The organism is Streptomyces sp. SID8352 (genome assembly GCF_009862265.1).
Lineage (GTDB): Bacteria > Actinomycetota > Actinomycetes > Streptomycetales > Streptomycetaceae > Streptomyces.
The window spans coordinates 31261-54764 of record NZ_WWGX01000029.1 but is presented as its reverse complement, the minus strand read 5'-3'; the positions used below and the strand labels follow the sequence as shown (position 1 = coordinate 54764).

Annotated in this window: 19 protein-coding genes and 1 pseudogene; 13 read left to right on the top strand and 7 right to left on the bottom strand. The window is 76.0% G+C overall.

Annotation, left to right across the window (positions count from 1 at the left end; genetic code table 11):
* The 4 genes from GTY84_RS09385 to GTY84_RS09370 all read left to right on the top strand — a co-directional run.
* Positions 1-651, top strand: a 651-nt coding sequence (locus GTY84_RS09385) for a flavodoxin-dependent (E)-4-hydroxy-3-methylbut-2-enyl-diphosphate synthase (protein WP_161225690.1), incomplete at its 5' end; no start/stop codon positions are given.
* Between the two features lie 98 nt (positions 652-749).
* Positions 750-1598: a GNAT family N-acetyltransferase gene (locus GTY84_RS09380; RefSeq protein ID WP_161225689.1), complete on the top strand. Its 849-nt coding sequence runs from the start codon at positions 750-752 to the stop codon at positions 1596-1598.
* 416 nt (positions 1599-2014) lie between these two features.
* Positions 2015-2578, top strand: coding sequence for a GNAT family N-acetyltransferase (locus GTY84_RS09375; protein WP_161225688.1), 564 nt, complete (start codon positions 2015-2017; stop codon positions 2576-2578).
* A 74-nt stretch (positions 2579-2652) separates the two neighbouring features.
* Positions 2653-4356, top strand: coding sequence for a proline--tRNA ligase (locus GTY84_RS09370; RefSeq protein WP_161225687.1), 1704 nt, complete (start codon positions 2653-2655; stop codon positions 4354-4356).
* 460 nt (positions 4357-4816) lie between these two features.
* Here the strand turns inward: GTY84_RS09370 and GTY84_RS09365 are convergent, their stop codons facing one another.
* The 3 genes from GTY84_RS09365 to GTY84_RS09355 are packed head-to-tail and all read right to left on the bottom strand — an operon-like array spanning position 4817 to position 6771.
* Positions 4817-5716 carry an aminoglycoside phosphotransferase family protein gene (locus GTY84_RS09365; protein WP_161225686.1) on the bottom strand — a complete coding sequence of 300 codons (900 nt, stop codon included), beginning with the start codon at positions 5714-5716 and terminating at the stop codon, positions 4817-4819.
* A gap of 39 nt (positions 5717-5755) precedes the next feature.
* Positions 5756-6217, bottom strand: coding sequence for a DUF4439 domain-containing protein (locus GTY84_RS09360; RefSeq protein WP_161225685.1), 462 nt, complete (start codon positions 6215-6217; stop codon positions 5756-5758).
* Positions 6214-6771 (bottom strand): hypothetical protein, encoded by a 558-nt coding sequence (locus tag GTY84_RS09355; RefSeq protein ID WP_161225684.1) that lies wholly within the window; start codon positions 6769-6771, stop codon positions 6214-6216. The genes GTY84_RS09360 and GTY84_RS09355 overlap by 4 nt, the downstream gene beginning before the upstream one ends.
* A gap of 242 nt (positions 6772-7013) precedes the next feature.
* On the opposite strand from GTY84_RS09355, the gene rimP reads away from it, so the two are divergent.
* The 9 genes from rimP to GTY84_RS09310 all read left to right on the top strand — a co-directional run bounded on the left by rimP (position 7014) and on the right by GTY84_RS09310 (position 17076).
* A complete protein-coding gene (rimP, locus tag GTY84_RS09350) occupies positions 7014-7577 on the top strand; it encodes a ribosome maturation factor RimP (RefSeq protein WP_161225683.1) in 564 nt (187 codons plus the stop codon).
* Between the two features lie 2 nt (positions 7578-7579).
* Positions 7580-8617: a transcription termination factor NusA gene (gene nusA, locus GTY84_RS09345; protein ID WP_161225682.1), complete on the top strand. Its 1038-nt coding sequence runs from the start codon at positions 7580-7582 to the stop codon at positions 8615-8617.
* Positions 8618-8719: 102 nt separating this feature from the next.
* Positions 8720-9001 (top strand): YlxR family RNase P modulator, encoded by a 282-nt coding sequence (locus GTY84_RS09340; protein ID WP_161225681.1) that lies wholly within the window; start codon positions 8720-8722, stop codon positions 8999-9001.
* Between the two features lie 174 nt (positions 9002-9175).
* Positions 9176-12232: a translation initiation factor IF-2 gene (infB, locus tag GTY84_RS09335; RefSeq protein WP_161225680.1), complete on the top strand. Its 3057-nt coding sequence runs from the start codon at positions 9176-9178 to the stop codon at positions 12230-12232.
* Positions 12233-12386: 154 nt separating this feature from the next.
* Positions 12387-12680, top strand: coding sequence for a DUF503 domain-containing protein (locus GTY84_RS09330; protein ID WP_161225679.1), 294 nt, complete (start codon positions 12387-12389; stop codon positions 12678-12680).
* Between the two features lie 51 nt (positions 12681-12731).
* Positions 12732-13187, top strand: coding sequence for a 30S ribosome-binding factor RbfA (rbfA, locus tag GTY84_RS09325; RefSeq protein ID WP_161225678.1), 456 nt, complete (start codon positions 12732-12734; stop codon positions 13185-13187).
* Complete coding sequence (truB, locus tag GTY84_RS09320) at positions 13184-14089, top strand: tRNA pseudouridine(55) synthase TruB (protein WP_161225677.1); 906 nt, start codon at positions 13184-13186, stop codon at positions 14087-14089. The genes rbfA and truB overlap by 4 nt, the downstream gene beginning before the upstream one ends.
* Before the next feature lie 990 nt (positions 14090-15079).
* A complete protein-coding gene (locus GTY84_RS09315; protein ID WP_161225676.1) occupies positions 15080-15505 on the top strand; it encodes a hypothetical protein in 426 nt (141 codons plus the stop codon).
* A 611-nt stretch (positions 15506-16116) separates the two neighbouring features.
* The gene (locus tag GTY84_RS09310) at positions 16117-17076 is read left to right on the top strand and encodes a bifunctional riboflavin kinase/FAD synthetase (protein WP_161225675.1); all 960 of its coding nucleotides are present in this window, start codon (positions 16117-16119) and stop codon (positions 17074-17076) included.
* Between the two features lie 215 nt (positions 17077-17291).
* Here the strand turns inward: GTY84_RS09310 and GTY84_RS09305 are convergent, their stop codons facing one another.
* The 4 genes and pseudogenes from GTY84_RS09305 to eccE all read right to left on the bottom strand — a co-directional run bounded on the left by GTY84_RS09305 (position 17292) and on the right by eccE (position 23424).
* A complete protein-coding gene (locus GTY84_RS09305; protein WP_345943381.1) occupies positions 17292-19994 on the bottom strand; it encodes an AAA family ATPase in 2703 nt (900 codons plus the stop codon).
* An 837-nt stretch (positions 19995-20831) separates the two neighbouring features.
* A pseudogene (locus GTY84_RS34555) lies at positions 20832-20960 on the bottom strand (SCO5717 family growth-regulating ATPase); the annotation flags it as partial.
* Positions 20961-21295: 335 nt separating this feature from the next.
* The gene (locus tag GTY84_RS09300; RefSeq protein WP_161225674.1) at positions 21296-22069 is read right to left on the bottom strand and encodes a hypothetical protein; all 774 of its coding nucleotides are present in this window, start codon (positions 22067-22069) and stop codon (positions 21296-21298) included.
* Complete coding sequence (gene eccE / locus GTY84_RS09295) at positions 22069-23424, bottom strand: type VII secretion protein EccE (protein WP_202550224.1); 1356 nt, start codon at positions 23422-23424, stop codon at positions 22069-22071. The genes GTY84_RS09300 and eccE overlap by 1 nt, the downstream gene beginning before the upstream one ends.
* Positions 23425-23504: the final 80 nt, after the last annotated feature.

Below are 23504 nucleotides of genomic sequence, written 5' to 3'. Positions count from 1 at the left end.
TCGGCGTTGTGGGAGGCGTCGCTGTTCGAGGAGCACGGGTTCCGGGACATCAAGATCTCGGTGAAGCACAACGATCCGGTGGTGATGGTGAATGCGTACCGTCAGCTCGCGGAGCGGTGTGACTATCCGCTGCATCTGGGGGTGACGGAGGCGGGTCCGGCGTTCCAGGGGACGGTGAAGTCGGCGGTGGCGTTCGGNGCGCTGCTGAGTGAGGGGATCGGGGACACGATCCGGGTGTCGTTGTCGGCGCCGCCGGTGGAGGAGGTCAAGGTCGGTATCCAGATCCTTCAGTCGCTGGGGCTGAAGGAGCGGCGGCTGGAGATCGTGTCGTGTCCGTCGTGCGGGCGGGCGCAGGTGGATGTGTACAAGCTGGCGGAGGAGGTCACGGCGGGTCTGGAGGGGATGGAGGTCCCGTTGCGGGTGGCGGTGATGGGCTGTGTGGTCAACGGTCCGGGTGAGGCCCGTGAGGCGGATCTGGGTGTGGCCTCGGGCAACGGCAAGGGGCAGATCTTCGTGAAGGGCGAGGTGATCAGGACGGTGCCCGAGTCGAAGATCGTGGAGACCCTGATCGACGAGGCCCTGAAGATCGCCGAACAGATGCAGAAGGACGGCGTCGCCTCCGGCGAACCCTCCGTCTCCGTCTCCGGCTGACCGGAGCCCGCCGGCCCGCGCCGCCCTGGCGGCGGCGCGGCACAGGCCCGGCAGGTACAGTGCGGAGACCAGCAGAACTCAGGGTGAGGCCGCCGCACGTGTTGACGCAGACCACCTCCCGCGTGCTCGAACCGGGGGACCTGGAGGCCGCGCTGGCCGTCCTCGACCGCGAGCCGGTCGCCAACGCCTTCGTGACCGCCCGAGTGCGGATCGCCGGCCTGGACCCCTGGCGGCTCGGCGGCGAGATGTGGGGCTGGTACGAGGACGGCACGCTGACCTCGCTCTGCTACGCCGGAGCCAACCTCGTCCCCATCTGCGCCACCCCGCGCGCCGTGCGCGCCTTCGCGGACCGCGCCCGCCGGGCCGGGCGCCGCTGCTCCTCCATCGTCGGCCCCGCCGAGCCCACCGCCCTGCTCTGGCGGCTCCTCGAACCGGGCTGGGGCCCGGCCCGCGAGGTCCGCGCCCGCCAGCCCCTCATGGTCACCGACCGGATGCCCGCCGACGTCGCCCCCGACCCCTACGTCCGCCGCGTCCGCAAGGACGAGATGGAGCGGATCATGCCGGCCTGTGTCGCGATGTTCACCGAGGAGGTCGGCATCTCCCCGCTGGCCGGCGACGGCGGTCTGCTCTACCAGGCCCGGGTCGCCGAACTCGTCGGCTCCGGGCGGTCCTTCGCCCGCTTCGACGCCGATGGCAGGGTCGTCTTCAAGGCCGAGGTCGGCGCCGCGACCGACCGGGCCTGCCAGATCCAGGGCGTCTGGGTCGCCCCCGAGCACCGGGGCCGGGGCCTCGCCGCCCCCGGCATGGCGGCCGTCCTGCGCTACGCCCTCGCCGACGTGGCCCCCGTCGTCAGCCTCTACGTCAACGACTTCAACACCGCCGCCCGGAGCACGTACCGGAAGGTGGGTTTCCGGGAAACCGGCACGTTCATGAGCGTCCTCTTCTGACACCCCCGCCCGCGCGGGAGCCCGGCCCTCCCCGGCGAAGCCCCCGAGGTGTTCCGCCCCCAGGAGGAGGACCGCCCCCGTCGGCGAGGCCCCGCTCGGGCAGATCCGCCGTCGGCACCGGTCGGCCTCGGGCCCGCTCGCGGAGATCCGCCGCCGGCGAGGACCCGCTCGGCCTCGGGCCGCCCGGGGGCCCCTCACGGGCAAGGCCCCGGCGGGCCTTGGGCGGCCAGAGGAGACCCCGCACCGGCACCCCCCGGTGCGGAGCCCCGGTCGGCGGGACGCCGAGTGAGCCCCGGGGCTCCGCAGGGGGCGGCCCCGCACACCCGGGGCTCCGGCCGCCCAGGGTTCCCGCCGGGGCGGACCGCTCGGCCACCCCGCACCTCACCCCCGTCGAAAACTGCCGGTAGGCTCCCCGCATGGACCTCGCGATCGGCCCTCTCGACCTCTCCGCGCACGTCGACGAGGCCCTGGCCGTGCAGGCCGCGGCCTTCGGACTCGGCCCCGACGAGGTGGCCGTACGCCGCCAGATCGTCCTGCGCCACATGTCCTACCGCGACGCCCGCGCCCTCGGCGCCACCGTCGGCGGCAGGCTGGTCGGCTTCGTCTACGGCATGCCCAACGACCGCGTCCAGTGGTGGTCCACCGTCGTCGAGCCCTATCTGCGGGCCCAGGGCAACGGCGACTGGCTCGACGACTCCTTCGTCATCACCGAGCTCCACGTCCACCCGTCCCACCAGAAGCGCGGCCTGGGCCGGGCCCTGATCACCCGGATCACCGACGCGGCCACCCAGCCCCGCTCGATCCTCTCCGCCATCGACACCGAGAGCCCCGCCCGCCACCTCTACCGCTCCCTCGGCTACCAGGACCTCGCCCGCCGGGTCCTCTTCCCCAGCGCCCCCAAGCCCTACGCCGTGATGGGCGCCCCCCTCCCGCTGCTGCGCCCCGCGCCCGGCCACCGGGACGCCGCCCCGGGCGCATAACCGATTACCGCCCCGCCGCGCCCCCCGGCTAACCTCCTTGGCACCACCCTTTCGCAGCAGGAGATACGAGAACCATGGCCAAGGCACCGGTCCAGCGCATGTCGAAGTTGATGGCGAAGACGCTGCGCGACGACCCGGCGGACGCCGAGGTCCTCAGCCACAAACTGCTGGTCCGCGCCGGATACGTGCGCCGCACCGCGGCCGGCCTCTGGAGCTGGCTGCCCCTCGGCAAGAAGGTCCTGGCCAACGTCGAGCGCGTCGTCCGCGAGGAGATGGACGCCATCGGCGCCCAGGAGGTGCTGCTCCCCGCCCTGCTGCCGCGCGAGCCCTACGAGGCCACCGGCCGCTGGGAGGAGTACGGCGCCGAGCTGTTCCGCCTCCAGGACCGCAAGGGCGGCGACTACCTGCTTGGCCCCACCCACGAGGAGATCTTCACCCTGCTGGTCAAGGACCAGGCGTCCTCCTACAAGGACCTGCCGGTCATCCTCTACCAGATCCAGAACAAGTACCGCGACGAGGCCCGCCCCCGGGCCGGCATCCTGCGCGGCCGCGAGTTCCTGATGAAGGATTCGTACTCCTTCGACGTGGCCGACGAGGGCCTCGACGAGTCCTACGCCCTGCACCGCGCCGCCTACCGGCGGATCTTCGAGCGCCTCGGCCTCGACTACCGGATCTGCGCGGCGACCGCCGGGGCCATGGGCGGCTCCAAGTCCGAGGAGTTCCTCGCCCCCGCCGAGGCCGGCGAGGACACCTTCGCCGACTGCCCCGCCTGCGACTACGCCGCCAACACCGAGGCGGTCACCTTCGGGCTGGAGCCGGTCGACCCGGCGGGCGTCCCCGCCGCCGAGGAGATCCCCACCCCCGACACCCCGACCATCGAGACCCTCGCCGCCGCCCTCGGCGTCCCCGCCTCCGCCACCCTGAAGAACCTGCTGGTCAAGGTGGACGGCGAGATCGTCGCCGTGGGCGTCCCCGGCGACCGCGAGGTCGACCTGGGCAAGGTCGAGGCGCACTTCGCCCCCGCCGAGGTGGAGCTGGTCACCGCCGAGGACTTCGTGGGCCGCCCCGACCTGGTGCGCGGCTACGTCGGCCCGCAGGGCCTCGGGGACAAGGTCACGTACGTGGCGGACCCGCGCGTCGCCCCCGGCACCGCCTGGATCACCGGCGCCAACAAGGAGCACACGCACGCCCGGAACGTCGTCGCGGGCCGCGACTTCGAGGTCGACGCCTACGTCGACGTCGTCGTCGTCCAGGACGGCGACCCCTGTCCCAACTGCGGCACCGGCCTCAAGCTGGACCGCGCCATCGAGATCGGCCACATCTTCCAGCTCGGCCGCAAGTACGCCGACGCGCTGAAGCTCGACGTCCTCGGCCAGAACGGCAAGCCCGCCCGCGTCACCATGGGCTCCTACGGCGTCGGCGTCTCCCGCGCGGTGGCCGCCCTCGCCGAGCAGCACGCCGACGACAAGGGCCTGGTCTGGCCCGCGGAGGTCGCCCCGGCCGACGTGCACGTCGTCGCCGCGGGCAAGGCCCTCCAGACGGAGCTGGCGCTGGAGGTCTCCCAGAAGCTCGCCGACGCGGGCGTCCGCGTCCTGGTCGACGACCGCGCCGGGGTCTCCCCGGGCGTGAAGTTCACCGACGCCGAACTGATCGGCGTCCCGTGGATCCTGGTCGCCGGGCGCCGCTCCGGCGAGGGCGTCGTCGAGCTGAAGGACCGCCGCACCGGGGAGCGCGAGGAGATCCCGGTCGACGAGGCCGTCGCCCGCCTCACGGCCTGACCCGCCCACCCCACCGTCCGACCCGCCCACCCGGGCGCCCGCACCGGCGGGCGCCCGGGTGGGCGGGTGCTGGCCGCGTCTCCGCGACGCGCCGGGAGGACCGGTNCCCGCCCGGCCCGCCGGCCGGGGGCGTGGCGGGCGGGGCGCCGCCCGGCGCGCCGCCCGTGGGTCCGTGCCGGTGTCCCGCCGCGTCCCCGGTGCCGCGCGGCGCCCGCGCCTCCGCCGGACGCCGGGCGACGGACGCCGGGCGGAGCGTCCGGGCGTCAGGGGCGGTGCGGGGGCGCGCGCCGTGCGCGCCGGCGGCATACCCGGCCGGGAGCCGGGCGGGCGCCCGAGGAGACGCGCGTCGCGACGAGGAGCGGCGGGAACGGGCGTGCCGGACGTGCCGGGCGCCCTCCGGAGGCGGCCCGCGGTCTCCCGGCACGCCGCCGCGCGCGGCCCGGTCGGCCGCCGCTCCGTGTCACAGCCAGCTCGCGAACTCCAGGAGCAGTTCCGCGTCCCGGCCGCGGCCGACCCGGCGGGCGCGGACGCCCGACTCGACCGCGCGGAACAGGGTCCAGCCGCGCAGCCGCTCCCGGTCGACCTCCAGCGACTCCGCGAGCCGCTTGATCCGCCGCCGGGTCGTCGCGGCCCCGGACGGCTGGGCGACCAGATCCTCCACCCGGTCCCGCACCAGCCGCGCCAGATCGAACGCGGTCTCCCCGACCAGCGGGTCCGGACCCACCGCCAGCCACGGCACCCGGTCCCCGGCCAGCACCTTGCTCTGCCGGAACGTGCCGTGCAGCAGCCGCCGTTCGGGCGGCGCGGCCAGCAGCTCCGCACGGGCCGCGAGGGCCGCGTCCACCAGCGGCGCCAGCTCCGGCGCGCCGTCCGCGCCCGCCCGCATCGCCCGCGCCTGCCGCCCGGTCCGCTCCGCCACCGTCTCGAAGCCGTGCCCGGCAGGCGGCTCCACCCACAGCCGCCGCAGCGTGCCCGCCGCCTCCAGCAGCGCCCGCGACTCCGGCAGCGAACGCACCGAGACGTCCGGGTGCAGCCGCTCCAGCGGCAGCACCCCCTCCTCCGCCGGTCCCCCCAGGAACTGGACGGCACCCCGCCCGCCCCAGTGCGCCAGCGCCGCCCGCTCGCTCTCCGGACGCGCCCGGGGCGGCGCCAGCTTCAGCACCTCCGGCGTCCCGTCGGCCGCGCGCGCCAGGAGGACCAGGCTGCTGCGCCCGCCGGGCACCTGCACCCGCTCGACGGTCAGGACGCGCGACCGCGCCGCCCGCTCGGCCGCCTCCGGCAGCCCCGCCAGCCAGTCGTCGCCCTCCGGCGCCGTCTCACCGAGCGCCCTGACCAGACGCCGCGGCGGTTCGAATGCCATGCGCGAGCCGTTCCCTTCCCGTACGGGGCCCCGTACGCGTCACGCGGTCGGTGACGGCCGTCCGGGGCCGTCGGCCCGCTCCGCGAGCCCAGGGAAGGCTACGCTCCCGCCGCGCCAGCGCACGGCCCGCACCGCCGCCTCCCGCAGCGCCGCCGCGGCCGAGGCCCGGACCCCGCCCGAGGAGGCCCGCACCAGATCGGAGCAGACCCCGGCGACCCGGTCCTCCAGCTCGGCCGCCAGCCGCAGCGCCGCCGCCCGGTCCGGCACCTCGAACGGCAGCGCGTACCCCGCCGCCGAGGCGGCGGGCGTGCCGCCCCGCTCCCGGACCGCCCGTGCCAGCGCGTCCCGCCGGGCCCGGTGCGCGTCGTGGGCCGAGCGGGCCTCCGCCCGCCGCTCCTCGCCGATCCGGCCGCCGACCACGCCGTAGCCGTACACGGCCGCATGCTCGGCGGCCAGCGCCGCCTGGAGCGCCGTCAGCTCCCGGTCCTCCGCGCCGCTCACGCCGCCGTCCCCTTCGTCAGCAGATACACGTGCGCCGCCCCGGCCGCCGCCACCGACGCCATCAGCCGGGCCAGCTCCCCGGGCAGGCCGTCCAGCGCCCCGGTCCGCCGGTCCGCCAGCTCCCGCTCGTCCCGGACGAGCCCGGCCAGCGAGTCCTTCTCCGCCGCCGGTACGGCGGCCGGGTCGTCGCCCGGGTCGCCGGTCGGCCCGGCCGCCCGCGCGGAGACCGAGGGGGAGGGGGGCGGCGAGGGCGACGCGGACGCGGCCGGGAAGGCCCCGAAGGCCGCCGCGTGCCGCTCCACCTCGTCCCGCAGCGGCCGCAGCCGCGCCGCCAGCCCCGGATGGGCGGCGATCACCGCGCCGTACCGCGCGGCCAGCCCCTCGCTGTCCCGCGCCGCCCGCGCGCGCACCCGCTCCGCGGCCGAGGGGAGCGCGCTTCCGGGCGCGCCGGACCCGCCGGCGCAGCCGGTGAGCAGGACCGCGCCGGCGGCCGAGGCGAGCAGACTCCTGCGGCGCGGCCCCGGGGGCGCGCTCGACGATGAGGGGAACGGCACGGCAGACGTCCTCGGCAGACTCGTACGGAAGCGAAGGGCGGACCAGGGCGGAGGGAGCGCGGCGGCGGGCGCGGGGGCCCGCGGCGCGGCCCGCCGGTGATCACCGTACCCGTGCGGCGCGCGGGCACCACTCAGCGGCACCGCCGCTCCCGGGTGGACGGCAACACCCTTCGGGACCGGATACCCTTTGACCCGAGACGCGACCGTCCCACAACAGCACACGCGGCCGAGGAGTCACCCGGATGAGCACCACCCAGAGCGAGAGGCTGCGAGAGCTGCTGGAGCCGCTCGTCGCCGCCCAGGGCCTGGACCTCGAAGAGATCGCGGTGGACTCGGTCGGCCGCCGGCGGGTGCTGCGCGTCGTGGTCGACTCCGACACCGGTGCCGACCTGGACCGGATCGCCGAGGTGAGCCGCGCCCTGTCGGCACGGCTCGACGAGAGCGACGCGATGGGCGCCGGGGAGTACACCCTGGAGGTCGGCACCCCCGGCGCGGAGCGCCCCCTGACCGGGCACCGGCACTACGTGCGCGCCACCGGCCGACTGGTCCGCTTCCAGCTCCACGAGGGCGGCGAGCTGGCCGCCCGCGTCCTCTCCGTCGACGACGAGGGGCTCGACCTCGAAGTGCCGGGCGTGAAGGGCCGCAGGGCCACCGCCCGCAGGCTCGCCTTCGGCGACATCGACCGGGCCCGCGTCCAGGTCGAGTTCAACCGCAAGGACCAGCAGGACGACGGGGACCGGCAGGACCGGCCGGACCCGCAGCAGCAGAAGGACCACAAGGACATGACGGAAGAGGAGGAGGCGTAGCCGTGGACATCGACATGAGTGCCCTGCGGGGCCTGGTGCGGGAGAAGGAGATCTCCTTCGACCTGCTGGTCGAGGCGATCGAATCGGCCCTCCTCATCGCCTACCACCGCACCGAGGGAAGCCGCCGGCACGCACGGGTGGAACTCGACCGGGAGACCGGGCACGTGACCGTGTGGGCGAAGGAGGACCCGGACGACCTCGAAGAGGGCCAGCGGCCCCGTGAGTTCGACGACACCCCGTCCGACTTCGGCCGCATCGCCGCCACCACCGCCAAGCAGGTCATCCTGCAGCGGCTGCGCGACGCCGAGGACGACGCCACGCTCGGCGAGTACGCGGGCCGCGAGGGCGACATCGTCACGGGCGTGGTCCAGCAGGGCCGCGACCCGAAGAACGTGCTGGTCGACATCGGCAAGCTGGAGGCCATCCTGCCGGTGCAGGAGCAGGTGCCCGGCGAGACCTATCCGCACGGCACCCGGCTGCGCAGCTATGTCGTCCGGGTCGCCAAGGGCGTGCGCGGACCGTCGGTGACGCTGTCGCGCACCCACCCGAACCTGGTGAAGAAGCTCTTCGCCCTGGAGGTGCCGGAGATCGCCGACGGCTCCGTCGAGATCGCCGCCATCGCCCGTGAGGCCGGCCACCGCACGAAGATCGCGGTGCGCTCCACGCGGTCGGGCCTGAACGCCAAGGGCGCCTGCATCGGGCCCATGGGCGGCCGGGTGCGCAACGTGATGGGCGAGCTGAACGGCGAGAAGATCGACATCGTCGACTGGTCGGACGACCCGGCCGACATGGTCGCCAACGCGCTCTCCCCGGCCCGGGTCTCCAAGGTGGAGGTCGTCGACCTGGCGGCCCGCTCCGCCCGGGTGATCGTGCCCGACTACCAGCTCTCGCTGGCGATCGGCAAGGAGGGCCAGAACGCCCGCCTCGCGGCCCGGCTCACCGGCTGGCGCATCGACATCCGCCCCGACACCGAGCAGCCGTCCGGCGACCGGCCCCCGACGCGGTCCGGCGAGGGCTCCGGAGAGCGCTCCGGGGAGTAGATCCGCGCCGCGGTCGGCCGGGATCACGCCGGTCTCCCGTGCGGGAAGTGTTCGATGCCTCACCCGAAGGGGTGAGGGCGGTACGGGGAGGTAGACTGAGGAGTGTCTGGCCGGACACGCACCGGAGCATGCCCTGAGCGCACCTGCGTGGGCTGCCGGAAGAAAGCGGTCAGGACCGCGCTGCTGCGAACCGTGGCGGTCGAGGACGCCTGCGTCCCCGACCCGCGCGGTACGCTGCCCGGCCGGGGTGCGTACGTCCACCCCTCCCCGGTCTGCATCGACCAGGCGGAGCGCCGCAGAGCGTTCCCCAGGGCGCTGCGAGTCCCGGGTCCGCTCGACGTAAAGGCGTTGCGCCGCTACGCCGAGCAGGCACAGGGTTGCTGAAAGCACCATGTGAGCGACGTGGTAGGGAAGACGTGCCGTGCGGAGCCCCGCGCGGCCAGGTACCTCGCGAGTCGAAAGCAGGTCGAGATTGCGATGAGCACTCGATGAGTACGCGATGAGTACGCCCATGAACTAGCGACGGTCCGGACGCAACCCGGACCTCAAAGGAGCGAAGTGGCTAAGGTCCGGGTCTACGAACTCGCCAAGGAGTTCGGTGTCGAGAGCAAGGTCGTCATGGCCAAGCTCCAGGAACTCGGTGAATTCGTCCGTTCGGCGTCTTCGACCATCGAAGCGCCCGTAGTACGCAAGCTGACCGACGCCTTCCAGGGCGGTGGCGGCGGCAGGTCCGCGAAGCCCGCCCCGCGCAAGGCGGCCCCCAGGCCCGGCGCGCCCTCCCCGGCGCAGGCCGGTGGCCCCGCACGGGCCGCCAAGCCGTCCGGTGACCGTCCGGCCGCTCCGCGTCCGGCCGTGCCCCGGCCCGCCGCGCAGCAGCCCGCCGCGCCGTCCGCCCCGGCGGCGACGCCCGGTCCGCGCCCGACGCCGGGTCCGAAGCCGGCCCCGAAGCCGGCGCCGGCCGCCCCGGAGTTCACCGCGCCCCCGGCGGCCCCCGCCGCCCAGGCGCCGTCCGGTCCGCGTCCCGGCGGTGCCCGTCCGGGCGCCCCGAAGCCCGGCGGTCGTCCCGCCGGTCCCGGTCAGGGTCAGGGCCAGCAGGGCGGCCAGGGCCGTCCCGGTGGCCAGCGCCCCGGTGCCGCGGCGCCGCGTCCCGGTGGCCGTGCCGCCGGTCCGCGTCCGGGCAACAACCCCTTCACCTCCGGCGGCAACGCCGGCATGGCCCGTCCGCAGGCGCCGCGCCCGCAGGGCGGCCCGCGTCCCGGCGGCCCCGGTGCCCCCGGCGCCGGTCCGCGCCCGCAGGCCCCCGGCGGCCAGGGCGGTCCCCGTCCCCAGGCGCCGGGCGGCAACCGCCCGACCCCGGGTTCGATGCCGCGTCCGCAGGGCGGTCCCGGCGGTCCCCGTCCCGGTGGTCCGCGTCCCAACCCCGGCATGATGCCGCAGCGTCCCGCTGCCGGTCCGCGCCCCGGCCCCGGCGGCCGCGGTCCGGGCGGCGCGGGCCGTCCCGGCGGTGCCGGTCGTCCCGGAGGCGGCGGCGGTTTCGCCGGCCGTCCCGGTGGTGGCGGCGGCGGTGCCGGTCGTCCCGGTGGCGGCGGCGGTTTCGCCGGTCGTCCCGGTGGTGGCGGCGGTTTCGCCGGCGGCGGTGGCCGTCCCGGCTTCGGCGGCCGTCCCGGCGGCCCCGGTGGCCGCGGTGGCACGCAGGGCGCCTTCGGCCGCCCCGGCGGTCCCGCGCGTCGCGGTCGCAAGTCGAAGCGGCAGAGGCGCCAGGAGTACGAGGCCATGCAGGCCCCGTCGGTCGGCGGCGTGATGCTGCCCCGCGGCAACGGCGAGGCCATTCGCCTGTCGCGCGGTGCGTCGCTCACCGACTTCGCGGAGAAGATCAACGCCAACCCGGCGTCGCTCGTCGCGGTCATGATGAACCTGGGCGAGATGGTCACGGCCACCCAGTCCGTCTCCGACGAGACGCTGGAGCTGCTGGCCGGCGAGATGAACTACACGGTTCAGATCGTCAGCCCGGAGGAGGAGGACCGCGAGCTCCTGGAGTCCTTCGACCTCGAGTTCGGCGAGGACGAGGGCTCCGAGGAGGACCTGGTCGTCCGTCCGCCGGTCGTCACCGTCATGGGTCACGTCGACCACGGAAAGACCCGGCTGCTCGACGCCATCCGCAAGACGAACGTCATCGCGGGCGAGGCCGGCGGCATCACCCAGCACATCGGTGCCTACCAGGTCACGACCGAGGTCAACGAAGAGGACCGTCGGATCACCTTCATCGACACCCCGGGTCACGAGGCGTTCACCGCCATGCGTGCCCGTGGTGCGAAGTCGACCGACATCGCGATCCTGGTCGTCGCGGCCAACGACGGCGTCATGCCGCAGACGGTCGAGGCGCTCAACCACGCCAAGGCGGCCGACGTCCCGATCGTCGTCGCGGTCAACAAGATCGACGTCGAGGGCGCTGACCCGACCAAGGTGCGCGGCCAGCTCACCGAGTACGGGCTGGTGGCCGAGGAGTACGGCGGCGACACCATGTTCGTCGACATCTCCGCCAAGCAGGGTCTGCACATCGACAGCCTCCTGGAGGCCGTCGTCCTCACCGCCGACGCCTCGCTCGACCTGCGGGCCAACCCGGCGCAGGACGCGCAGGGCATCTCGATCGAGTCCCGGCTCGACCGCGGCCGCGGTGCCGTGGCCACGGTCCTCGTCCAGCGGGGCACCCTGCGGGTCGGCGACACGATGGTCGTGGGCGACGCCTACGGCCGCGTGCGCGCCATGCTCGACGACAACGGCAACAACGTCTCCGAGGCCGGGCCCTCCACGCCCGTCCAGGTGCTGGGTCTGACCAACGTGCCCGGCGCCGGCGACAACTTCATCGTGGTCGAGGAGGACCGTACGGCCCGCCAGATCGCGGAGAAGCGCGCCGCCCGGGAGCGCAACGCCGCGTTCGCCAAGCGCACGCGCCGCGTGTCGCTGGAGGACCTGGACAAGGTGCTCAAGGCCGGCGAGGTCCAGCAGCTCAACCTCATCATCAAGGGCGACGCGTCCGGTGCGGTGGAGGCCCTCGAGTCCTCGCTGCTCCAGCTCGACGTCGGCGAAGAGGTCGACATCCGGGTCCTGCACCGCGGCGTCGGTGCGGTCACGGAGTCCGACATCGACCTGGCGATGGGCTCCGACGCCATCGTGATCGGCTACAACGTGCGCGCCGCCGGGCGTGCCGCGCAGATGGCCGAGCGCGAGGGCGTGGACGTCCGGTACTACTCGGTCATCTACCAGGCGATCGAGGAGATCGAGGCGGCCCTCAAGGGCATGCTCAAGCCGGAGTACGAAGAGGTCGAGCTGGGCACGGCGGAGATCCGCGAGGTCTTCCGCTCGTCCAAGCTGGGCAACATCGCGGGTGTCCTCATCCGCTCCGGCGAGGTCAAGCGCAATACCAAGGCGCGCCTCCTGCGCGATGGCAAGGTCATCGCGGAGAACCTCAACATCGAGGGTCTGCGTCGCTTCAAGGACGACGTCACCGAGATCCGCGAAGGCTTCGAGGGCGGTATCAACCTCGGGAACTTCAACGACATCAAGGTCGACGACGTCATCGCGACGTACGAGATGCGCGAGAAGCCGCGGGTGTGACACACCCCGGTTTCCGGGACGACGCGGTCCGGGGCCGGTCGGCGGAGCACAATATCCGTCGATCGGCCCCGGCCGTTCGTTGTACGGTTCTGATGTCCCCGCCCTGTGGACGGCGGGGCCATCGATCCCGGACCGGCGGGTTAACCGGTGACACATGTATGTGGGGACGCTGTCCTTCGACCTGCTCCTCGGCGACGTGCGCTCGCTGAAGGAGAAGCGGTCCGTCGTCCGCCCGATCGTCGCCGAACTCCAGCGCAAGTACGCGGTGAGCGCGGCCGAGGTGGACCACCTGGACCTGTACCGGCGAGCCGTCGTCGGCCTGGCCGTGGTGAGCGGCGACGCCGGGCACCTCAGTGACGTGCTCGACCGGTGCGAACGGCTGGTGGCCGGCCGCCCCGAAGTGGAACTGCTGTCCGTCAGGCGGCGCTTCCACGGCGACGACGACTGACCCACCAACCCCCAATGACACGGAAGCACAGAAAGAACGGGAGACGGACCAGTGGCCGACAACGCGCGGGCGAAAAGGCTGGCGGACCTCATCCGAGAGGTGGTGGCCCAGAAGCTGCAGCGCGGGATCAAGGACCCGCGGCTCGGCACGCACGTCACCATCACGGACACCCGGGTCACGGGTGACCTGCGGGAGGCGACCGTCTTCTACACGGTGTACGGGGACGAGGAGGAGCGGCAGGCCGCCGCGGCGGGCCTGGAGAGCGCCAAGGGCATCCTGCGCTCCGAGGTCGGCAAGGCGGCCGGGGTGAAGTTCACCCCGACCCTCGCCTTCGTCATGGACGCCCTGCCGGACAACGCCCGGAACATCGAGGACCTCCTCGACCGGGCGCGCCAGTCCGACGCCAAGGTGCGCGAGGCGTCCGCGGGCGCCGCGTACGCCGGCGAGGCGGACCCGTACCGCAAGCCCGGTGACGAGGACGACGAGACGGACGAAACCGCCGAATGACCGAGAAGAACACCACGCCCGACGGCCTTGTCATCGTCGACAAGCCGTCGGGCTTCACCTCGCACGACGTGGTCGCCAAGATGCGGGGCATCGCCCGCACCCGGCGCGTCGGGCACGCCGGCACGCTCGACCCGATGGCGACGGGCGTCCTGGTCCTCGGAGTGGAGCGGGCGACCAAGCTCCTCGGGCACCTCGCCCTCACCGAGAAGGAGTACCTGGGCACCATCCGGCTCGGGCAGAGCACCCTCACCGACGACGCCGAGGGCGAGCCCACCGGGTCGCGGGACGCCTCCAAGGTCACCCGGGAGGCCGTCGACGCCGGTGTCGCCCGGCTGACCGGCGAGATCATGCAGGTGCCCTCCAAGGTCAGCGCCATCAAGATCAACGGAGTGCGCTCCTACAAGCGGGCCCGCGACGGCGAGGAGTTCGAGATCCCGGCCCGACCGGTCACCGTCTCCTCCTTCGCGGTGTACGACGTCCGGGACGCCGTCGCCGACGACGGCACCCCCGTGCTGGACCTGGTGGTGTCGGTGGTCTGCTCCTCCGGCACCTACATCCGCGCCCTCGCCCGCGACCTGGGCGAAGGGCTCGGCGTCGGCGGCCACCTCACGGCGCTGCGCCGCACCCGGGTCGGGCCGTACAAGCTCGACAGCGCCCGGACCCTGGACCAGCTCCAGAAGGAGCTGACCGTCATGCCCGTCGCGGACGCGGCCACCGCCGCCTTCCCGCGCTGGGACGTCGACGCCCGGCGGGCCCGGCTGCTCACCAACGGCGTACGGCTCGACATGCCCGAGGAGTACGCGGGCGCCGGGGCCGTCGCCGTCTTCGCGCCCGAGGGGCGCTTCCTCGCGCTGGTGGAGGAGGAGCGGGGCAGGGCCAAGAGCCTGGCCGTCTTCGGCTGAGCCGACCGGAGCGGGAGCGGGCCCAGCGGCACGGGCCGTGCCGGGCACACCGACGGGCACGGGCTCGTCCCGAGGGGTGTGAGCGGACGGGTCGGCCGGCCGAGCGGGCTGACCGTGCCGAGGGGTATGGGGGCGCCCGGCGTGCCTACCGGTACGGGCTCGTGCCGAGCGGGGCGCGAGTGGGACGGTCCGGCTGGAGCGGGACCGTACCGAGGGGCACGGGGGTGCGGGCGGGACGGGACGACCGAAGCGCGAAGGGACCGACCTGGGCGCGGGCGGGTGCGCCGCGTGCGCCCCGCGTGCCCGGTGGCGACGGCGGCGCCCGCGAAGGGGCCGCGCGGCGCACGCCGGGCGGTCCCGACCGGGGCCCGGCCGCCCCGGCGGCGCCCCGCCGCCCCTTCCGCCGGCAGGGCCGGTGAGCCGGGCCCCACGTCCCGGATCGGTGACCGGGACTCCCCCTACGAGAGACGAGCGGCCCGACCGGCGCGCCGAGGCCGTCCCCCATGGGCTGCGCGCCGCCCCGCGCACCCGGCCGCCGACCGGGCCCTGCTGAGCGACGCCGTCCTCGCCCTCCTCGCCCCGTCCGGCGGACGCCCCCTGCACGGCGGCGCGCTCGCCCCGCTGCTCCGGGACCCCGGCCGCCGTGAGCGCCATCTCCCGTCGGCCCCCGCTCACTTCACCGCCGGTGCCCCCTCCCTTCCGCCCGCCCTCGTGGCCGCCGCGCTGCCCGACCACCCGGAGCCCGTCCTCGATGCCTTCCGCACCCGCTGCTGCGCGGGCCCGACGCCGACGCCGTGCTGCGCGCCCTCCTCGGCGCCACCCCGCCCGGCCTCGCCCACCGGCCGGCCTCGTCGCCGCCGTGGCCGCGGAGTGCCCCGGGACCGCCGGGCACATCGCCCGGCGCCTCGACCGCGCCCTCGGCCGGGACGGCGCGGTCAGCGCCCCGCTGCGCCCCCTGGTCACCCGGCTGCCGGACCGGGGCCCGAGCCGGTGCGGGCCGCCCTCGCCGGGATCCTCGCGCCCGACGGGACCGGCACCCCGGCCCGGGAGCACCTCCGCCGCGAGCTGTGCGCGCGCCTGCCGGCCCGCGAGCGCGACCCCGCGGTCCTCGGTGCCCTGCTGCGTGCCGCCGCCGCCCGCTGTGGCGCCGGGGACCTTCCCGTCCTCGTCCACCGCACCGGCCCGCTCCTCGGCCGCACCCCCGACGGCGCGGAACGCCTCGACCGCGCCCTGGCCGACCTCGCCCGCCACCTCCCGGGCTTCGCCGCCCGCCTCGCCGGGTGGCTCCGCGCCGCGTCGGGGGAGTGGGCGCCCCTGGTGGGCCCGGACACCCGCCGCACGGTGGAGGAGCCGGCGGAGCCCCGGACCCCGGCGCGGTCCGGTCCCGGTCCGGTCCGGCCGGGGGCGCGGGGATGAGGAGGGGAGCGGCGGAGTGCGGCCCCGCCGGGGTGCGGTCCGGCGGTGGCGACGGTGTCCGGGGCGCCCCTCCGGTCGGCTGCCGGTGCGCCGACGCTCAACGGCCGGTGCGGCCGGGCGTCGGCGGGCGGTCGGCGACCGGTGCGGCCGGGGGTGCGCCGAGGGCCGTTCGACCGCGCGCGGTCGCGGGTCCGCGCCCACCGGTTCGTCGGCGGCGGGTGCGCGTCCCGCGCCGCGTCGGCCCGCGTCCGCGCCGTATCCGCGTCGTATGCACGCCGTATCCGCACCGTATCCATGCCGGGTCCCCGCCCGGACGGTGCCGGTTCTTCCCCGGCCCCGGCCCGGACGGTGCGGCGCCCCGGTCCCGCCGGCGCCCGTGCCGCGGGCGGTCGCACCGGCCCCGTACCGCGTCCGACCGGCCCCGCAGCGGCCGTGCACCGCCCCGTGCACCGCCCCCGGCGCGGGCCCGGGAACGGCCCCCGGAGGCCCCCGTCGACGTGCGGACCGTCACAGCGCCCATGCCGATGCGGGCGGGGGCCCGAGGGCATGGCACCCTTAGAGTCGCGTAAGAGGCTTCGACTTCGACGAGTTTGCGACAAGGAGCAGACACAGTGCAACGCTGGCGTGGCTTGGAGGACATCCCCGAGGACTGGGGACGCAGCGTCGTCACCATCGGCTCCTACGACGGTGTCCACCGGGGGCATCAGCTCATCATCGAGCACGCGGTGGACCGCGCCCGGGAACTGGGCGTCCCCGCCGTCGTCGTCACCTTCGACCCGCACCCCAGCGAGGTCGTCCGGCCCGGCAGCCACCCGCCGCTGCTCGCCCCGCACCACCGCCGCGCGGAACTCGTGGCGGGGCTGGGCGTGGACGCGCTGCTGATCCTGCCCTTCACCCCGGAGTTCTCGAAGCTGTCGCCGGCCGACTTCGTGGTCAAGGTGCTGGTCGACCGGCTGCACGCCAAGGCCGTCGTCGAGGGCCCCAACTTCCGCTTCGGCCACCGCGCCACCGGGAACGTGGACTTCCTCGCCGAACAGGGCAAGGTCTACGACTTCGAGGTCGAGGTCATCGACCTGTACGTGTCCGGCGAGGCGGGCGGCGGCGAGCCGTTCTCCTCGACCCTCACCCGCCGCCTGGTCGCCGAGGGCGACGTGCGGGGCGCCGCCGAGATCCTGGGCCGCCCGCACCGCGTCGAGGGCATCGTCGTACGGGGCGCCCAGCGCGGGCGCGAGCTGGGCTTCCCCACGGCCAACCTGGAGACCCTGCCGCACACCGCCATCCCGGCCGACGGCGTCTACGCCGGGTGGCTGCACGCCCAGGACGAGGTGATGCCGGCGGCGATCTCCGTCGGCACCAACCCGCAGTTCGACGGCACCGAGCGCACGGTGGAGGCGTACGCCATCGACCGCGTCGGCCTCGATCTGTACGGGCTGCACGTCGCCGTCGACTTCCTGGCCTTCGTCCGGGGGCAGGCCCGGTTCGACACGCTGGAGGCACTGCTGGAGCAGATGGCCGCCGACGTGGCGCGCTGCCGCGAGCTGCTCGCCGTCGCCGAAGCGCCGCCCACCTAGGGCCTCTCGCGCCCACCCCACCGCCCGGTCGGCTACGGGCGCCCGGTGATCGCGCCCGGTCCCGGGCCACGGGGCCCCGCCGGGGGCGTACGGCTACCGGCCGCGGTTTCGGCGGGTGCGCGGCGCGGGCACCGCGAGAGGCGGTGCGTGGGACATCCGAGGGCGGCCGGTGCGCGGTGCACCGGCCGCCCTTCGTTCTGCCGCCACTGGTGCCGCTACCGGCCCGGCGGGGGCGGTGCCTGGCCCGGGAGGGGCGGTCCCGGATACGGCTGCCCGCTCTCCTGCTGGGGGTGGGATGGCCCGGCCTGCTGCTGGGGGGCGTACGGCCCGCCCGGCCGCGGATACGGCTCCCCGGGCTGCTGCTGGGCCTGCTGCCGCGGGTACGGGCCGGGAACGCCCGGCTGGGCCGGGGCGCCGGGGACCTGCTGCCCGGGCAGTGGCGGGGCGGCCACCGGGGGCGGGTTGCCGTCGGAGGTCCAGAGGCCGTGCGACTGCTGGTGCCGCACGAAGTCCTCCGCGACCATGGCCGCGAGGGTGAAGTACGCCTCCCTGACCTTCGGCCGCATCATGTCGAGGTCGACCTCGGCACCGGCCGCCAGGTGCTCGTCGAACGGCACCACCACGACCCCCCGGCACCGCGTCCGGAAGTGCGCCACGATGTCGTCCACCTTGATCATCTTGCCGGTCTCGCGGACCCCCGAGATCACGGTCAGGGACCGGGAGACGAGGTCGGCGTACCCGTGCGCGGACAGCCAGTCCAGCGTCGTGCTGGCGCTGCTGGCCCCGTCCACCGAGGGCGTCGAGATGATGATCAGCTGGTCGGCCAGGTCGAGCACGCCGCGCATGGCGCTGTAGAGCAGTCCGGTGCCCGAGTCGGTCAGGATGACGGGGTACTGCTTGCCCAGCACGTCGATGGCGCGTCGGTAGTCCTCGTCGTTGAAGGCGGTGGACACGGCGGGGTCGACGTCGTTGGCGATGATCTCCAGGCCGGACGGCGCCTGCGAGGTGAACCGCCGGATGTCCATGTACGAGTTGAGGTACGGGATCGCCTGGACGAGGTCCCGGATGGTGGCCCCGGTCTCGCGGCGCACCCGGCGGCCCAGCGTGCCCGCGTCCGGATTGGCGTCGATGGCCAGGATCTTGTCCTGCCGCTCGCTGGCGAGCGTGGAGCCGAGGGCGGTGGTCGTGGTCGTCTTGCCGACGCCGCCCTTGAGGCTGATGACCGCGATGCGGTAGCAGGACAGCACGGGAGTGCGGATGAGCTGCAACTTCCGCTGCCGCTCGGCCTCCTCCTTCCGGCCGCCCAGCTTGAAGCGCGAACCGCCGACGGGACGCGTGCTCTTGGGCCTCTGCCGCCTGGTGTTGAGCAGCCGGTCCGACGACAGCTCGACGGCCGCGGTGTAACCCAGGGGCGCGGCACCCGGGTTGGTGGGCTGCCGCTGGTCGTGCCGCATGGGCTGCGGCCAGACGGACCCGAGCCGGGGATCCACCGGCGGCTGGGCCGGGTGGGGGACCTGAGGGGCAGGCTGCTGTGCCGGAGGAACCTGCTGTGCCTGTGCCTCCGGGGTCGCGGCCGGGGGCTGGTGGGTCTGCTGCTGGTGCTCCGGGGACTGCGGGGGGACGTAGGGGGCCTGTGACGGCTCTGCGGCGTGGGGCGGCCGGGCGGCCTGCGGGGCGAACCCGTGCGGCACCGGGGGCGGCGGGAAGCCGTGGCCGGCGGGCTGCGCGGGCGGCTGCGGCACGCCCGGCACGGGGGCGGTCCATGGGGGTGCCTCCGGGGGCGCGGAGTCCTGGGGCGGGAAGCCGTACCCGGCCGGGGGCGGGAAGCCGTATCCGGCGGGGGGCGCCGTCGGCGGGCGCGGCACGGCGGGCGCGGGGTCCCACGCGGCCGGCGCCGGCTGGGGGGCCTGCGGCTGGTACGGGGACGGCAACCCGTAAGGGGACGGGGGCTGCGGCACCGCCCGCTCCTCCGGCGCGGGGGCCGGCGCCGACGGACTGTGCGGCCACTGGTCCGCCGAGGAGGGGGCGACCGGCGGCGGTGCCGGGGCCACGACCTGCGGTGCGGCGGCCTCGGGCGGGGTTGCCGGGGCCACGACCTGCTGTGCGGCGGCCTCGGGCGGGGTGCCGTGAGCAGCGCTGACCTGGGGAGGCGCGCCCGGGGACGAGGCGTTCCGGGACGGAGCGCCACCGGGCGGGACGTTGCCGGGCGGGACGTCGCCGGAGGCGGTGCCGGCGGAGGTGTCGGCGGCGGCGCCGACGGGAGGGGGGCCGGCAGAGGGCGGAGTGCCCGGGGGCGAGCCCCGGTGCGAGGTTCCCGGTGCCGCCTCGGCCTCCGCGTGGGAGGTGCTCCCGGGGACGCCGATAACGGTGTCGGAGGCCGCGTCGGCGTCTGTGCCGGTGGTGTCCGCGCCGGTGCCGGGGTCTGTGCCCTGGACGGTGACGGTGCCTGTGCCGGTGTCCGGAGCGGGCGCGGATGTGGTGCCCTCCGGGACGGAACCGCCGTCAGGACTGCCGGCCGGGTCGGGGCGGGCCACGGTGGCCGTTCCGGTGGGGGAGCCCGGGCCGGTGTCGGAACCGGGGCCGGTGCCGGCCTCCGGGGCGACGCCGAGGCCGGGGGTGGGGCCGGGGCCCGAGCCCGTTTCCGTGCCGGTGTCGCCGTCGGGGGCGGAAGGCTCACCGTCCGGCGACCCGGAACCGGAGGCGCCGCCGACCGCGCCGGTGCCTGCGGTGCCCACGGTGCCCGCAATGCCTGCGGGGACGGTGCCTGCGGTGTTGACCGTGCTGGTGCCCGTGGTGCCCGTGGTGCCCGTGGTGCCCGTGGTGCCCGTGGTGCCCGTGGTGCCGAAGCCGACCTCGCCCGTACCGACCGCGCCCGTACCGACCTCGCCCTCCGCCCTGTCGCCCGGACCGGCGGGCACCCGGAGTCCGGACCGCGTGCCCCCGCCCTCGTCGTTGCGGTTCGCTGTCTCCGCCGCCGATGCCGCGTCTCCGACGGCACCGGGAGGCCCGTCCGGCGCCGCGTCTCCGATGGCTCCGCGAGACCCGGCCGCCCCGTCGGCACCGGTCACACCGGCGGCCTCCGGCCCACCGGGGGGCGCGGTCACCGAGGCGGTCCCGGCCTCCCCGGCCGACACCCCGGCGCCGGGCGCGCCCGCCCCGCCCGCGCCCGCCCCGCCCGCGGTCGTGCCCGCGTCCGAACCCCAACCCGCTTCCGAACCCGAGTCCGTGTCCGTGTGGGAAGCCGCGCCCGCACCCCCCGGTTCCCCGGCCGGCGGCCGCCCCGGACCGTCGGCCGCCCCCGGGTGCGCCCCGGCCGGGGCGACGGTCTCCGTCAACTCCCCCCTCAGGGCGGCGGCGGAGAACCGGACGGTCGCCCCGCTCTCCGGTTCACCGGCGCCGGACCCGAACCCCGGCTCCGCTCCCTGGGGCTCGAACCCGCTGCCCACGGGCAGGCCCGGCACCCCCGCGGCCCCGGTCACCGGAGGCGCGGACGGCGGCGGGGGAGGCGTGACGGCAGTGCCGGGGAAGGGGGGTGGAACGGCCGGTGCCGGGTCAGCAGGCCCCGGAGCGGCCCCGCCCGTCGCGCGAGGATCGAAGGCTCCCGACGGAGCGGGCCCCGGGGCAACAGCCCCCGGAGCACCGGGCTCCGGAGGTACGGGCCCGGACGGGACGGCCCCCGGAGCACCGGCCCCCGGTACGACGGGCCCCGGCGGCACGGACGGTACGGACGGCGGCGTCGTGCCGGTCGCGTTCTGCGTGTACCAGGCCGGTGGCGCGTAGTCGATGGTGAACTCGCCCGTCGCCTCGATCGCGGACTCCGCCTCGGGCTGGTCGTCGCCGGGCGTCGCCCAGCCCCCGCGCGTCCCGTCCCGGTCGCTGCTCACAGTTCCTCCTGGTGTGGTCGCGCATCCGACTGCCGTACCGGGGGCGACCCTTGCTCGTCATCCGCAGTTGTCCGAGGCCGTTCGGGGGCGTCCGGTCCCGCCGGTCCCCGGGACGCCGACGCCGTTCCCGGGCGTCGCGCCGCGCCGGGACCCAGCCTAATCACCCGCGGCGCCGACCCGGCAGCCCCGGCGGCCACCGGCCGGCCCCGCACGGGACCAACCGCGCCCGGAACATACCCCGTTCGCGGCTCCGGACGCCGCCTGCCGGGCCGCGGGTCCGTCCGGCCGGGAGCCCGGAGCGGTCGGACCGTCCCCGCCCGGCCGGAGCGCCCCGGTCAGTCCATCCGGCGCGGTGCGCCCAGCAGCCCGGCCTCGGCGTCCGTGGGCCGCGTCATCACGTACCGCCGCTCGCGGCCGGCGCACCACAGCGTGACCCCGTCGGCGAGGGTGGGCAGGGCCTCGTACTCGTCCCGGGGCAGCCGTGCCTCGCGGCCGATCCGCGCCGCCTCGTCGGGGGAGACCCGCTGCACCCCCGTCAGACGCGCCTGGCGCATCAACCGGGGTGCCACCGGGCTCAGATAGGGCAGCACGGTGAGCACCGACTGCCAGGGCGCCGCCGTCACCCGGCCGCGCGGCGGACGCATTCCGCAGTCGCGGACCACCAGCACCGGGCTCATCGCCGACGCCCCCTGCGGAGGCACCCGCCCCACGTCGTGCACGGTCATGCCGGACTGTCCGCCGCCGACGGCCCGCACGACCTGGGCCCAGTGCTCCGGTCTGCCCGTCTCCACCGCGACCCGGGAGCCCGTCGCCGCCACACGCAGCGCCAGCACCTGGGCCGTCCACAGGCCGCCGATGAACAGGATGTCGAACGGCGCCGGACGGTGCACCCCGAGCACCGCGGGCCGCTCGTCGGAGCCGACACCCACCACCACCCCGTCGTCACCCACCGGGACGGCCAGCGCGTCCAGTTGGGACAGGGGCAGCAGATGGCGCGGATGCCGGGGACCCGGCGGGCCCGCCCGGGCGCGCAGCCGCCGCAGGAGTCCGGAGCCGGACGGCCGGGGCCCCTCGGGGCCGCCGGGCGCCGGCGACGCGGTCACGGCCATCAGCGGGCTCCTCCGAGGGGAAGGGTGGCGAGCACACCGGGCAGCTGATCCCGGTCGAGGCGGACGACCCCGATCCGGGCCTCGCGCGCGACCCGCTCCAACGCCCGCCGCGCGGCGGTTAGTTCGGTGCCACTGCGCCCGGTGACCCGGAGGTGCCCGGTGAGCGCCACCTCGCGGGCGCCCGCCGGGGCCAGGGCCAGGCTGAAGGTGGTCGCCAGGGCCGGGACCGACGTCAACCGGGCGACCAGCTCCGGCAGTCCGTCCTCCGCTCCGCCGAGCCGGGGCCAGCGGCGTATCCAGTACGTCGTGTGGCGCCGGTCGTCGCACCGCCAACTGCGGCCGGACTCGGCGGTCCTGCGCGGGGCTCCGGCGCCGTCCGGGCCGGAGCCGGAGGTCACCAGTGGGTTGGCGCACGCCGACGTGGCGATCGCCGCCGCCAGCTCCTCCTCCGTGAGCACACCGGCCCGGAACCCGGCCCCCGCCAGCCGGCTGGAGAGGTGATCGGCGGCGCGCAGCAGGCACTTCTGCGCCCCGGTCAGCCCTCCGCCCCGGGCGGCCACCGCCTCCGGGCACAGCTCCGGGGAGAGCTTCAGGGCGATCCACACGATGCGGACCGCGGGCACCGCCGCGTCCCCCTGGAGCTGGGCGTAGTTGGTCACCACGACCGACTCCCGGGGCAGGTGCGGGGCGGGCGCGGGCTGGGTGTGCAGGACCACCTGCGCCGACTCCAGGCGGACGTCGTCCACCTCCAGCGCGTCCCGCACCAGGGCCAGGGGGAGCGGCACACGGCCCTGCCCGCCCCGGGGCGCGACCGCCCCCGACTCCACCCGCAGGACCGCCGTGAGGAAGCTCCCGTCGCCCACCATGCCCACCGGCCGCCGCTCGTCGTCCCGGCGGTACCGGTACGTCCGCAACGCCGGATCGCACTCCACGGCCGGGGCCAGCGCGGGGTCGACGTCCGGCGGCAGCGGTGCGTCCGGGACCCGGCGCAGCCGGGCACGCAGGGCCAGCCGGCCGCGCAGCCACTCGGGCAGCGAACGCCCCCGCAGCCGTACGACGGCCAGCAGCAGGAGGACGGCCGCGACCGCGGCCGCCGCCCCGAACACCGCGGGACCGCCCGGCCACGCGCACACCAGGACCGCCGCCGCCGACTCCAGGAGCAGCAGCCGCTGGAGCCCCGGCGAGCCGCCCCGGCCACCGCGCGTCCTCCCCCGACGGGGGGAGGCGGACCCGCCCGCCCCACGGCGGGGGGAGGCGGGCCCGCCCGGATCCACCGCGCCGCCACCGGCCGGGGACGGCCCGGTCCGGCGCGCCGTCGACGGTGTGCGCACCGGGCTCCGCGGCGTGGACGCCATCGATCGGACCCCCGAACTCTCGCGGAAGGGCACGGAACTGACCGCGCATCAGGACGCCGGACACCCTACCCGCCGCACAC